Origin of the sequence: Hydrogenophaga sp. (assembly GCF_051007235.1) — a bacterium.
Taxonomy (GTDB): domain Bacteria; phylum Pseudomonadota; class Gammaproteobacteria; order Burkholderiales; family Burkholderiaceae_C; genus Hydrogenophaga.
Window position 1 is genome coordinate 1 of record NZ_JBPCSJ010000226.1, and the last position, 11,597, is coordinate 11,597.

Annotated in this window: 11 protein-coding genes; 4 read left to right on the forward strand and 7 right to left on the reverse strand. The window is 67.3% G+C overall.

Going from position 1 to position 11,597, the window contains the following annotated elements:
* Together ACR2JA_RS08125 and ACR2JA_RS08130 are read left to right on the forward strand one after the other, a co-directional pair.
* Positions 1-785: transporter substrate-binding domain-containing protein (locus ACR2JA_RS08125; protein WP_434008590.1), on the forward strand; the 785-nt coding region annotated here is incomplete at its 5' end.
* Between the two features lie 15 nt (positions 786-800).
* Complete coding sequence (locus tag ACR2JA_RS08130; protein WP_434008591.1) at positions 801-2,690, forward strand: sensor histidine kinase; 1,890 nt, start codon at positions 801-803, stop codon at positions 2,688-2,690.
* Positions 2,691-2,825: 135 nt separating this feature from the next.
* On the opposite strand, the gene phbB is transcribed toward ACR2JA_RS08130, so the two are convergent.
* From phbB to ACR2JA_RS08145, 3 genes are all read right to left on the reverse strand, one after another.
* Positions 2,826-3,563, reverse strand: coding sequence for an acetoacetyl-CoA reductase (gene phbB / locus ACR2JA_RS08135; RefSeq protein ID WP_434008592.1), 738 nt, complete (start codon positions 3,561-3,563; stop codon positions 2,826-2,828).
* A gap of 141 nt (positions 3,564-3,704) precedes the next feature.
* Positions 3,705-4,883: an acetyl-CoA C-acetyltransferase gene (locus ACR2JA_RS08140; protein WP_434008593.1), complete on the reverse strand. Its 1,179-nt coding sequence runs from the start codon at positions 4,881-4,883 to the stop codon at positions 3,705-3,707.
* A 106-nt stretch (positions 4,884-4,989) separates the two neighbouring features.
* The gene (locus ACR2JA_RS08145) at positions 4,990-6,828 is read right to left on the reverse strand and encodes a PHA/PHB synthase family protein (protein ID WP_434008594.1); all 1,839 of its coding nucleotides are present in this window, start codon (positions 6,826-6,828) and stop codon (positions 4,990-4,992) included.
* A gap of 133 nt (positions 6,829-6,961) precedes the next feature.
* Here ACR2JA_RS08145 and ACR2JA_RS08150 point away from each other — a divergent pair, with 133 nt between their 5' ends.
* Positions 6,962-7,264, forward strand: coding sequence for a hypothetical protein (locus ACR2JA_RS08150; RefSeq protein WP_434008595.1), 303 nt, complete (start codon positions 6,962-6,964; stop codon positions 7,262-7,264).
* Here the strand turns inward: ACR2JA_RS08150 and ACR2JA_RS08155 are convergent.
* From ACR2JA_RS08155 to ACR2JA_RS08170, 4 genes are all read right to left on the reverse strand, one after another.
* Positions 7,184-8,005 (reverse strand): polyphenol oxidase family protein, encoded by an 822-nt coding sequence (locus tag ACR2JA_RS08155; protein WP_434008600.1) that lies wholly within the window; start codon positions 8,003-8,005, stop codon positions 7,184-7,186. The genes ACR2JA_RS08150 and ACR2JA_RS08155 overlap by 81 nt on opposite strands.
* A gap of 5 nt (positions 8,006-8,010) precedes the next feature.
* Positions 8,011-8,652 carry a maleylacetoacetate isomerase gene (gene maiA, locus ACR2JA_RS08160; protein ID WP_434008596.1) on the reverse strand — a complete coding sequence of 214 codons (642 nt, stop codon included), beginning with the start codon at positions 8,650-8,652 and terminating at the stop codon, positions 8,011-8,013.
* Positions 8,653-8,721: 69 nt separating this feature from the next.
* The gene (locus tag ACR2JA_RS08165) at positions 8,722-9,600 is read right to left on the reverse strand and encodes a ribose-phosphate diphosphokinase (protein ID WP_434008597.1); all 879 of its coding nucleotides are present in this window, start codon (positions 9,598-9,600) and stop codon (positions 8,722-8,724) included.
* On the reverse strand, positions 9,600-11,186 hold the full coding sequence (locus ACR2JA_RS08170) for a thymidine phosphorylase family protein (RefSeq protein WP_434008598.1): 1,587 nt from the start codon (positions 11,184-11,186) through the stop codon (positions 9,600-9,602). The genes ACR2JA_RS08165 and ACR2JA_RS08170 overlap by 1 nt, the downstream gene beginning before the upstream one ends.
* Before the next feature lie 91 nt (positions 11,187-11,277).
* Here ACR2JA_RS08170 and ACR2JA_RS08175 point away from each other — a divergent pair.
* The coding region (locus ACR2JA_RS08175; RefSeq protein WP_434008599.1) for a fumarylacetoacetate hydrolase family protein at positions 11,278-11,597 on the forward strand (320 nt) is incomplete at its 3' end.

The following is an 11,597-nucleotide window of genomic DNA, read 5'->3' on the forward strand; positions in this document are numbered from 1 at the left end:
GCCTGTCGCTGTGGCTGGTGTACACCAGCGCGCCGCCTGGCGCGGCCACGCAGTTGCAGCGCGGCGGCAGCCTGCGCGTGGGTTTCGCGGTGGAGGCGCCCTATGCCTACGTGGACGCGCAAGGCCAGGTGACCGGCGAAGCGCCAGAAATTTTCCGCCTGATGGCTCAGCGCCTGGGCATCGAACGCATCGACTGGGTGCGCATGGATTTCGCGAGCCTGCTGCCCGAACTGCAACTCGGCCGCATCGACGCCATCGCGGCCGGCATGTTCGTCACCCCCGAACGGCAACGCCTGGCTGCCTTCACCCGCCCCACCGCCCGCGTGCGCCCGGCCGTGATCGTGCGCCAGGGCGAACAACGGGTGCCGCTCAAACCCGTGACAGCCGATCTCCAACGGGCTTCGGCCATCCTGTGGGTCACCGTGCACGAAGCGACCGAGAACGGTCTGCTGGCCCAGGCCGGCGTGCCACCCGAACGCATCAGCACCGTGCCCCGGGCCGACCGGGGGCTGCGCTCGGTCGCCGAAGGCCATGCCGACGCGCTGGCCATCTCGGCCGTGACCGCCTGGCAACTGGTGGCCACCCACCCGGAGTGGGCGCTGGAGGTGCGCACGCTCGGCGACGCGCCCGCCGGGTTCCCGGCCTTCGTGTTCCGCCACGACGACCTGCCGCTGCGCGATGCGATGGACGAAGTCCTGCAGCGCTATCTGGGCACCGAGGAGCACCAGGCGCTGGTCAGGGGCTTTGGTTTCACCAGCGAAGAAATGCCGCCCGACTCGCCGTGAGCGTCCGAGCCCACCATGAACGCACCGCAACCGCCTTCTCCCCCCAAGCCCACTGCCCCCCTTTCGCGCCCCTTCCGCATCGCGGTGGCCACGGTGCTCGGCTTTGGCCTGTTCATGCAGGTCCTGCTGATCGTGGGCGTGAGCATGGCGGAGCGCACCATCGACCGTGGCGTGGCGCCCATGCAGGAGCTGCTGTTGATCCAGCGCCAGGCGGCGCAGGCGCTGCAACTGGTCAAGCAGCAGGACCCGTCGCAACGCGCCCGCTGCGGCGCACAGGCACAGGACGACGTGTGTGAAGTGCCGCTGCTGCTGCAAAACATCGCGGCATCGGCCCAGCGGCTGCTCGATGGGGAAGGCGGCCTCACCGGCCTGCCCCGCTCGCGCGCGCTGGAAGGCGACGCCCGCACCGTGGCGCTGGCCCTGCGCGAAAAGGCGCTGGAGCTGATCCCCCTGACCCACCCGCAGGCGCCCCAGGATGAAGCCACCCTGCTGCAACTGCAACGCGGCCTTCTGGACACCAACAACCAGGCCCACCAGCTGGAACAGCAGGTGCTGACCCAGCTGCAGCGCGACTTCCGGTCCAAGCGCTGGCTGGACCTGCTGGCCGTGGCGGCCACCGGTGTGCTGATGGCGGCCACGGTGATCACGCTGTTCTGGATGTGGTCGCGCGTGCGGGCCGCGTTCAACCAAGTGCAGACCAGCGAGGCGCGGCTGCGCGCGTACGCAGACGCTGTGCCCGACACCGCCTACGTGCTCGACGCCAACGGCCAGGTGCTGGAAATCATGGGCCGGCCGGCCACCCGCAGCGACCGCCCCATGACCATCCCCGTGGGCGAGCGTTTGCAGGACCACCGCCCTGCGGACATGGTCAACACCTACATGCAGACCATCCGCCGGGCCTTGTCCACCGGCGAGGTGCAGACGCTGGAGAGCGAGCTGGACGACGTGCGCGGCGAAAAGCACTGGTTCGAAGCACGGGTCGCCGTGATCGAGCGCCCCGCGGCGGGCACGCCGGCCGAGCATGACCGCCTGCCGGACGAGCCGCCCGAACAGGTGATCTGGCTCTCGCGCGACGTGACCGGCCGCATCCACACCGAACAGCAACTGCGCCAGCTCAACGACGAACTGGAACAGCGCGTGGCCGAGCGCACGCGCGAGCTGCACGATGCGGCCGACGAACTGCGGCGCTTCAACTACACCGTCTCGCACGACCTGCGAGCACCGCTGCGCGCCGTCGAGGCCTACACCGCCCTGGCGGTGGAAGAAGCCGGCGAATCGCTCAACCCGACGGCGGCCGATCTGCTGGAGCGCGCCCGCAAATCGGCCCACCAGCTGGCGCAGATGGTCGAGAGCCTGCTGAACCTCTCGCGCATCGGCGAGATCCCGCTGCAACCGAGCTGGCTGGACCTGTCGGCCATGGCGCGCGAGATCTGCCAGGCCTTCGAGATCGATCGCGGCAACCACCGCCTGCAATGCCACGTGGAAGCCGGCATGACCGTCTGGGCCGACGAACACCTGCTGCGCAGCCTGCTGCAGAACCTGATCAACAACGCCGTCAAGTACAGCGCGCACCGCGAGCCGGCCCTGGTCGAGATCGGTGGCCAGCCGCAGGCCGACGGCTCGCTGATCGTGCATGTGCGAGACAACGGGGCGGGCTTCGACATGGCCCGCGCCAGCCAGCTGTTCCAGCCCTTCACCCGCCTGCATTCGGCCAAAGAGTTTCCGGGCGACGGCATCGGCCTGGCCACCGTGCGCCGCATCGTGATCCGCCACGGCGGCCGCATCTGGGCGCAAGGCCAGATCGACGCCGGCGCCACCATCTCGTTCTCGCTGCCTCCGCCGCCACGCGAACGCGAGTTCACCACCAGCCGCCCCGCCCCGCTCTGGCCCGACATCGAGTCCTGAAAAAAGAAAACCCGCCGAAGCGGGTCTGGGAGAACGAAGGGTCTTCGTCCAGGACATCGTGGAACTGGCTTTGCCAGGCCGCAGATGTCGCCCCCTGGGGGGTGACGCGCCGCAGGCGCGGCGCGGGGGGAGCCATCACCCCATGTGCAGGCCGCCGTTGACCGAGAAGTCCGCACCGGTGGCGTAGCCGCCCTCTTCGCTGGCCAGCCAGGCGATGATGGAAGCGATTTCGCTGGGCTTGCCCAGGCGCTTGACCGGCACCGTGGCGACGATCTTTTCCAGCACGTCGGGGCGGATGGCGTTGACCATATCGGTGCCGATGTAGCCCGGGCTCACGGTGTTGACCGTCACACCCTTGGTGGCCAGTTCCTGCGCCAGCGCCATCGAGAAACCGTGCATGCCGGCCTTGGCGGCCGAGTAGTTGGTCTGGCCAGCCTGGCCCTTCTCGCCGTTGACCGACGAGATGTTGATGATGCGGCCCCAGCCCTTTTCGACCATGTCACCCACGACCTGCTTGGTCACGTTGAACATGGAGTCCAGGTTGGTGTTCATCACCGCGTCCCAGTCGTCACGGGACATCTTCAGGAACATGCGGTCCTTGGTGATGCCGGCGTTGTTGACCAGCACGTCGATGGTGCCGTGCTCGGCCTTGGTCTTGGAAAACGCTTCGACGGTGGAATCCCAGTCGCCCACGTTGCCGACCGAGGCGTAGAAGGTGTAGCCCAGGGCCTTCTGCTCGTCCAGCCACTTGGTGAAATCGCGCGTCGGGCCGCAACCGGCGATGACCTTGAAGCCCTCTTGGTGCAGGCGCTGGCAGATGGCGGTACCGATGCCGCCCATGCCGCCGGTGACGTATGCAACTTTTTGACTCATGTTATGTGCTCCTCTTGGTGGTGCCGAAATGGCAGAAAAAATCGAAGAAAGTGTCTTGTTCAAGTGGTGCGGTGGAACCGGCTTTGCCGGGCCACACGCACCGCCCCCTGGGGGGTGACGCCAAAGGCGGCGCGGGGGGGGTTATCTCTCCACCGCCAGCGACACGCCCATGCCGCCGCCGATGCACAGCGCGGCCAGGCCCTTCTTGGCGCCGCTGCGCTGCATTTCGTGCAGCAGCGTCACCAGGATGCGGCAGCCGGACGCACCGATGGGGTGACCGATGGCGATGGCGCCACCGTTGACGTTGACCTTGGTCGGGTCGATGTCCAGCGCCTGGTTCACGGCGCAGGCCTGCGCAGCGAAAGCTTCGTTCAGTTCGAACAGGTCCACGTCCGACGCCTTCCAGCCCGCGCGGGCCAGGGCCTTCTGCGAGGCGGGCACCGGGCCCATGCCCATCGTGGCGGGGTCCAGGCCGCTGGTGCCGAAAGCGGCGATGCGCGCCAGCGGCGTCAGGCCCAGGGCGGCGGCTTTCTTGGCGCTCATCACCATCACCGCGGCGGCGCCGTCGTTGATGCCCGAGGCGTTGCCAGCGGTGACGGAACCGGCCTTGTCAAAGGCGGGGCGCAGACCGGCCAGCACTTCGGCGGTGGTCTTGGCGTTGATGAATTCGTCGCTGTTGAAAACGATCGGGTCACCCTTGCGCTGCGGGATGCTCACGCCGACGATCTCGTCCTTGAACTTGCCGGCGGCCTGTGCGGCCGCGGCCTTCTGCTGGCTGCCGGCAGCCAGGGCCTCCAGCATTTCGCGGGTGATGCCCTGGGTTTTGGCCACGTTCTCGGCGGTGATGCCCATGTGGTACTGGTTGTACACGTCCCACAGGCCGTCCACGATCATGGTGTCGGTCATCTTCCAGTCGCCCATGCGCTGACCGTCGCGGCTGCCTTGCAACACGTGCGGGCTGGCGCTCATGTTTTCCTGACCACCGGCGATCACGATCTCGCTGTCGCCCCAGGCCACGGCCTGTGCGGCCAGCATCACGGCCTTCAGGCCCGAGCCACAGACGGCGTTGATGGTCAGGGCCGGCGTTTCCTTGGCCACACCGGCTTTCATCATGGCCTGGCGGGCCGGGTTCTGACCTGCGCCAGCGGCGAGCAACTGGCCCATTATCACTTCGCCGATCGCGTAGACGGGCAATCCGGTACGGGCCAGCAACTCCTTGATGACGATGCTGCCGAGTTCGGTGGCCGGGGTCTTGGCGAGCGAGCCGCCGAACTTGCCCACAGCGGTGCGGGCGGCTGAAACGATGACGATGTCTTCCATGTTTTTCCTCTTGGGGTTTTGAAACAATCCGTTAGCCCCGAACGGGTCGAGGCGCTTGCAGTCGTGGTGCCAGGGCCTTGCCAGGCACAGCCCGAGCGGGATGCCGTCAGGCCTTGGCCTTCACGTAGCGCCCCGGCGCCGGTTCGATGGCGGCGTAGGTCTTGCCCTTGCCGTAGGTCTTGGGCGCAGCAATTTGCTTGCCCGCCAGCGGCTTGAGCCAGGCGGCCCAGTCGGTCCACCAGCTGCCCTTGTGTTCGGTGGCGCTGGCGATCCAGTCATTGGCATCGGCCGGGAACTTCCCCTCGGGGCCGATCCAGTGGCTGCGCTTGCCTGCGGCGGGCGGGTTGATCACGCCGGCGATGTGGCCAGAAGCGCCCATCACAAAACGCTTCTTGCCCGGGAACACCTGGGTGCTGGCGTAGGCACCTCCGATGGGCACGATGTGGTCTTCGCGCGAACCGTAGATGTAGACCGGCAGCTTGACCTTGCGGAAATCGATCTTCTCGCCGCAGACCGTGGTCTTGCCGGGTTGAATGAGGTTGTTCTCCAGGTACATGTTGCGCAGGTACCAAGCGTAATAAGGACCGGGCAGATTGGTCGCGTCGGAGTTCCAGTACAGGAGGTCGAACGGGGGCGGCGACTCGCCCTTGAGGTAGTTGCCCACCACGTAGTTCCAGACCAGATCGTTCGGGCGCAGGAAGCTGAAGGTGGTGGCCAGGTCGCGGCCCGGCATGAGCCCGCCCTGCGCGAATTGCATCTCGCGCATCTTGACGAAGGCTTCGTCAATGAAGACGTCCAGAATGCCGGTGTCGCTGAAGTCGATCAGCGTGGTCAGGAAGGTGGCGCTGTGGACCGGCGTTTCGCCACGCGCGGCCAGCACGGCCAGCGCGTTGCTGAGCATGGTGCCGCCGACGCAGAAACCCAGCGCGTTGATGGTCTCGGCGCCGGTGATGTCTTGCGTGACGCCAATGGCCTGGATGACCGCGTTCTGGATGTAGTCGTCCCAGGTGGCCTGGGCCAGCGATTCGTCGGGGTTGCGCCAGCTCACCACAAAGGTGCGGTGTCCCTGCTCCACGCAGTAGCGGATCAGCGAGTTGCTGGGCTGCAGGTCGAGGATGTAGAACTTGTTGATGCAAGGCGGCACCAGCAGGAATGGCCGCTCGTAGACCTTGGCCGTCAGCGGCTTGTACTCGATCAGCTGGAACAGCTCGTTCTCGAACACCACGGCGCCTTCGGTGGTGGCCACGTTCTTGCCCACCTCGAACACGCTTTCGTCCGTCATGGACACGTGGCCCTGCTTGATGTCGTGCAGCAGGTTGGCCACACCCTTGGCGATGCTCTCGCCCTGGGTTTCGATGGCCTTTTTCTGCGCCTCGGCGTTGAACGCGAGGAAGTTGCTCGGTGCGCTGGCATCGATCCACTGCTGCACCGCAAAGCGCACGCGCGCCTTGGTTTTGGCGTCGCCTTCCACGGCCTCGGCCATGGCCATCAGCGTGCGGGCGTTGAGCAGGTAGGCCGCGGCCGAGAAGGCCGCCACCGGGTTGCTGGCCCAGGCTTCGCTGGAGAAGCGGCGGTCGCCCTGGGGCTTGGCCTCCAGGCCCTGGTTCCACAGACCAGCAACGTCTTTGAGATAGGTGTTCTGGAGTTCGAGCAGCTTGGCCGGATCAAAGCTGACCTTTTGCCCGGCCGCCTGGTTGAACAGATCTCCCAGGCCCGGCAGGTTGCCCATGGGCGGCATGGCCATGCCAAACGGATTGGCCGCGCCGGCTTGCGGCATGAAGGCTTTGAAAGCGGCGAAGGGATCGGCCGCGGGCGTACCCGCTGGCATGTGCGCGGCGGCGCCCGGAAAGGCCTGCGCCGCCTGCGTCCATTGGCTGATGAGGTTTTGCTGGAACTGCTGTGCAGCCTCCAGCCAAGGCTGAGGTTGGGATTTCCCAGATGTCATACGTGTCTCCATTGGTTTTGCCCTGCGGCTTATGATCGGCTCCCTCTGGGGAGAGGACCGGGGTTTTCCCTAGTGTTGATCGACCTGCTTCCAGCAAGCTGACAACACCCCAACCCGTTGCGCGAGGAACGCTGTGTACCTGGTGGTGATTGCCTGGATGTATGTGGTGCTGATGATGTCGGTGGCCGAAGCGTCGAACACGACGGGCACCGTTCTCGGAGCCATTGTGACCTTCTTTTTGTACGGTTTGCTGCCGGTCGCACTGGTGGTTTACCTGATGAGGGCGCCGGGACGCCGCAAGGCAATCAAAGCACGCGAAGCGGCCGAAAACGCAGCGCGTCGGCAAGCCACTGCGTCACCCGATGTGGATGCAGGCGGCCATGCGACCGGTGCTGCCCAGGCGGGCGGCGTCGCGCCGGTGCGAGAAGAACCGTGAAGCCTGCGTGACGGTGCACCAGGCTGGTGTGCCGTCGTTGCCGAACAACCGGGTGATGCCCATGGCCTGCAGGCGCAGGCGCGCCAGTTGCGGCAGGTTGGCCAGGTACTTGCCCCTTGCAGGGAGTGGCTGGAAACAGCTGGCCGCATCACCGCTCCAGGCCAAGAAGGCGGCTCGCACCTCTTCGCCCACCTCGAACGCCTGGGGACCGATGCACGGCCCCAGCCAGGCCAGTGTGTGGCCCGCCATCTGCTCGCTGGTGCCCAGGGGTTGCTGGCGCCGCAGCGCCGCGGTCATCTCGGCCCAACAGGTTTCCAGCACCCCCTGGCCGGGCACATCGGCCCCCGCCCCCACCAGACCGCGCCAGCCGGCGTGCGCAGCGGCCACCACCGTGCCATCCGTGTCGGTGAACAGTACAGGCAGACAGTCGGCCACCATGACCGCGCAGGCCACGCCGGACTGAGCGGTGACGCAGGCATCGGCCACGGTACCGTCGGGCGTGTGCGCGTCCAGCGTGGCGACCGCGGTGCCGTGCACCTGCTGCAAGAACACCGGGCGCGCTCCAAGCCACTGCCCGAGGCGAGCGCGGTTCGTTTGCACGGCCGCAGGGTCGTCGCGCACATGGTCACCCAGGTTGAAGCTGTCAAAGGGCGCCGCCGACACCCCGCCCGTCCGCGTGGTGAAGAGGGCCTTCACATGGCTCGGCGCTGGCCAGTCGGGCACCAGCCAGTCTTCGGGCATCGGCATCAGGCTTCGTGGTCCGGGCAGGCCGAAGGCTGGGCCTGCTGGAACGCCGGCAAGGCCATGCAGGCGTCGAACGCGGCCATGGTGCGCGGCAAGCCGTCCAGCGGCGTGTTGAAACGCTGGCCATTGAAGATCTGCGGTACCAGCAGGCAGTCGGCCAGGGTGGGCGTGTCGCCGTAACAGAAGCGCCCGGCGGGCAGCTGCTGCAGCTGGCGCTCGAAGGCTTCGAGCCCGCTGCGCACCCAGTGACGGTACCAGGTGTTCTTGGTGTCTTCGTCCACTTTCAGTTCCCTGGAGAGGTACTTGAGCACACGCAGGTTGTTGATGGGGTGGATCTCGCAGGCGATCGACTGCGCCAGCGCACGCACGCGGGCGCGGCCGATGGGATCGTGCGGCACCAGCGCGGGTTCGGGGTAGACCTCGTCCAGGTACTCGATGATCGCCATGGACTGCGACAGCCGTGTGCCATCGTCCAGCTCCAGCAAGGGCACCAGCTGGTCGGCCGACACATCACCATACGCGGGCTGCTTGTGTTCGCCCTTGGCCAGGTGCACGGGCACATACTCGTAGGGCAGCCCCTTGAGGGCCAGCGCGATGCGCACGCGGAAAGACGCGGATGAGCGGAAGTAGTTGTAGAGCTTCATGGCAGGCGAGGATAAACGGCTGGAGTGACGGTTCAGTGATGCAGTCTGTGGTGTGGCCGGTGGCGCGGATCAGCGCGTGCGAAGGGTGTGCAGAGCCTGAACCACCGCAGGCACGATGCTGACGGCATTGCTGACGTGGGGAATGGCATCGGTGCTCCAGACCTGGCCCACGCCGGCCTGGCGCAACAGGTCGATGGCGCCGGCCGCGAACAAAGCATGCGTGACCGCAACGTCCACCGACGCGGCGCCGGCCCGCAGCAAGGCCCGCGCGGCCTGGGCCACGGTGTGGCCGGAGCTGGCCACATCGTCCATCAACACGACCGCGCGCCCAGCGATCAGGAGGTCGGGCAATTCGATGTCGACCGCGCGATCGCCGTGGCGCGTCTTGCGGCACACCGCGCTGGTCCACCCGTGGCGCTGTGCAGCCTGGGCCACCCATTGCGCGGACTCCTCGTCGGGTCCGATCAGCAGCACGCCGTGCCGCTGGGTGGCGATGTGGTCAGCCAGCAGCGGCGCGCCGCTGAGCACGATGGCGTCGCGCACGGGGATGGCTTCCTCCAGCGTGGCCACGCGGTGCAGGTGCGGGTCCACGGTGATGACCGCGTCGAACAGCTCCGCCAGGAAGGCGCCGACGATGCGCTGGCTGACCGCCTCGCCGGGGTTGAACGCGATGTCCTGGCGCATGTAGGCCAGGTAAGGCGTGACCAGGCTGAGGTGCCGCGCGCCGAGCTGGCGCGCGGTGCGCGCGGCCAGCAACAGCTCCACCAGCTTCTCGTTGGGCTGGTGGAGACCGCGCCAGAGCACCACGTGGGTGGGCAGCGGGTCGGGCAGGCGCAACCGCAGCTCCCCGTCGGGAAAGCGGTGCCGCTCGATCACCGCCAGCGCGAGCCCACCCGCATCAGCGGCCCGCTGGGCAATCGCCTTTTCGTCGTCAAAACACAACAGCATCAGAACTCCACAAACACTTGAGGCACCTGCCCCGCCTCACCCAGGCTCACGCCGTTGCTGCGCGCGCAGGCCTGGCGGGCAAACTCCAGATCGGCCGGGTAGGCCGCGTACACGCGGTACAGCGTCTGCCCAGCGCGCACCGGGTCGCCCAGTTTGGCGCACAGGTCCACGCCCGCGCCCTGCACCTTGGGCGCGCCGGCCAGCCGGGCGATCTGCGCGATCTGCAGGTTGTCGATGCCGACCACCACGCCGTCGCAAGGTGCCGGCACGTCCAGCGTGAGCGCCCCGAGCGCGGGATGGTGGTGGTCGAACCCGTGCGAGCCCTGCGCCGCGATGAGGGCGCGCATCTGCGCCAGCGCACGGCCCGAGTCGAGGATGTCGCGCGCGATCGCAAAACCGTCGCCGCCGCGCACGTCGGGGCTGCATTCGATCAGGCGCCCAGCCAGCCGCAGCGACTTCTGCCGCAGGTCGTTGGGCGCGTCCGGGTCGCACTCCAGCACCTGCATCACGTCGCGCGCTTCCAGCACCGGGCCAATGCCGCGCCCCACGGGCTGGCGGCCGTCGGTGATGACCACCTCCAGCGACAGGTGCAGGCGCTGGGCCACGTATTCGAACAAGCGGCGCAGCTTCTGCGCTTCGGGCATGGACCGCACCTTGGCTGTCGGGCCAATGGGAATGTCCAGCACGAGGTGGGTGGCCCCGGCCGCGATCTTCTTGGACAGGATGGACGCCACCATCTGCCCCGGCGAGTCCAGCGCCAGCGGCCGCTCGACCGAAATGAGCACATCGTCGGCCGGGGAGAGGTCGGCCGTGCCGCCCCAGGCCAGGCAGCCGTGGTGCTCACGCACGATTCCGGTGAGCTGTTCAAAGGGCAGTTCGACACGGGCCAGCACCTCCATGGTGTCGGCCGTGCCGGCCGGCGAGGTGATGGCCCTCGAAGACGTCTTGGGAAACACCAGACCGTATGCCGAGACGATGGGCACCACCAGCATGGACGTGCGGTTGCCCGGAATGCCGCCGATGCAGTGCTTGTCCACCACCAGGGGCTGCTGCCAGTCCAGCCGGCGGCCGGTGGCCACCATGGCTTCGGTGAGGAAGGCCACCTCCTCGCGGTCCAACTCGCTGCGGTTGCAAGCCACCACAAAAGCGGTCAGCTCGATCTTGGAATAGCGGTGCTGGGCAATGTCCGAGATGACCGCGTGAAAGTCCTCGCGCCCCAGCCGCTCGCCATTGATCTTGCGGAAGAGCGCCGGAATGGATTCGGGCGGCTCGGCCTGCGCAACCGAGGCTGGGTGTCCATCGGCCACTGCCAGCTGGGCAAACGCGTCCTCGGACACCCCCAGCTCTCCGCAACCGACGATGGACACGTCGTCCACCACGTTCAGCGTGGCCAGGATGCGCTTGCCATTGGCCCGCACCTCCACTTTGGACAGGGCCTGGAAGCCCTCGGCCCGCACCACTGCACAGTCGCGGTGCAGGTAGGCCACGTTCTCACGCCAGGTGTCGATGGCCACGCGCCGAAGCGTCAGGCCTTGCGGGGGCGTGGTCACGGCGACGTGGGCCACGGCGGGTGCATCGGTCTCCATGCCCACACGATACACCGGCCCGGCGACACACCGAGCCGTGCGCGCATTCCTATACTCGGTCACCTCCCCTCCTTCCCCCGAAAGGTCTGTGATGAGCTTTGTCTTCACCCCGCCCCCCGTTGTGTCCGTGCCCGTGGTCGGTCGCACCGAACGCTTCCCGGTGCACCGCATTTACTGCGTGGGCCGCAACTACGAGGAACACGCCAAAGAGATGGGCTTCACCGGCCGCGAGCCGCCCTTCTTTTTTCTCAAACCGGCCGACACCATCGTCGTGGTGGATGCGGGCCAGACCGCCCGCATGCCCTACCCCACGCTCACGGGCAACCTGCACCATGAGATCGAACTGGTCGCAGCAATCGGCACCGGCGGCAAGAACATCAAGGCCGCGGACGCGCACAAGCACATCTGGGG

Bases quoted from the DNA above. Each gene is read 5' to 3' on its own strand.
- ACR2JA_RS08130 (WP_434008591.1), top strand. From the start codon at position 801: ATGAACGCACCGCAACCGCCTTCTCCCCCCAAGCCCACTGCCCCCCTT.
- phbB (WP_434008592.1), bottom strand. From the start codon at position 3,563: ATGAGTCAAAAAGTTGCATACGTCACCGGCGGCATGGGCGGCATCGGT.
- ACR2JA_RS08140 (WP_434008593.1), bottom strand. From the start codon at position 4,883: ATGGAAGACATCGTCATCGTTTCAGCCGCCCGCACCGCTGTGGGCAAG.
- ACR2JA_RS08145 (WP_434008594.1), bottom strand. From the start codon at position 6,828: ATGACATCTGGGAAATCCCAACCTCAGCCTTGGCTGGAGGCTGCACAG.
- ACR2JA_RS08155 (WP_434008600.1), bottom strand. From the start codon at position 8,005: ATGCCCGAAGACTGGCTGGTGCCCGACTGGCCAGCGCCGAGCCATGTG.
- maiA (WP_434008596.1), bottom strand. From the start codon at position 8,652: ATGAAGCTCTACAACTACTTCCGCTCATCCGCGTCTTTCCGCGTGCGC.
- ACR2JA_RS08165 (WP_434008597.1), bottom strand. From the start codon at position 9,600: ATGCTGTTGTGTTTTGACGACGAAAAGGCGATTGCCCAGCGGGCCGCT.
- ACR2JA_RS08170 (WP_434008598.1), bottom strand. From the start codon at position 11,186: ATGGAGACCGATGCACCCGCCGTGGCCCACGTCGCCGTGACCACGCCC.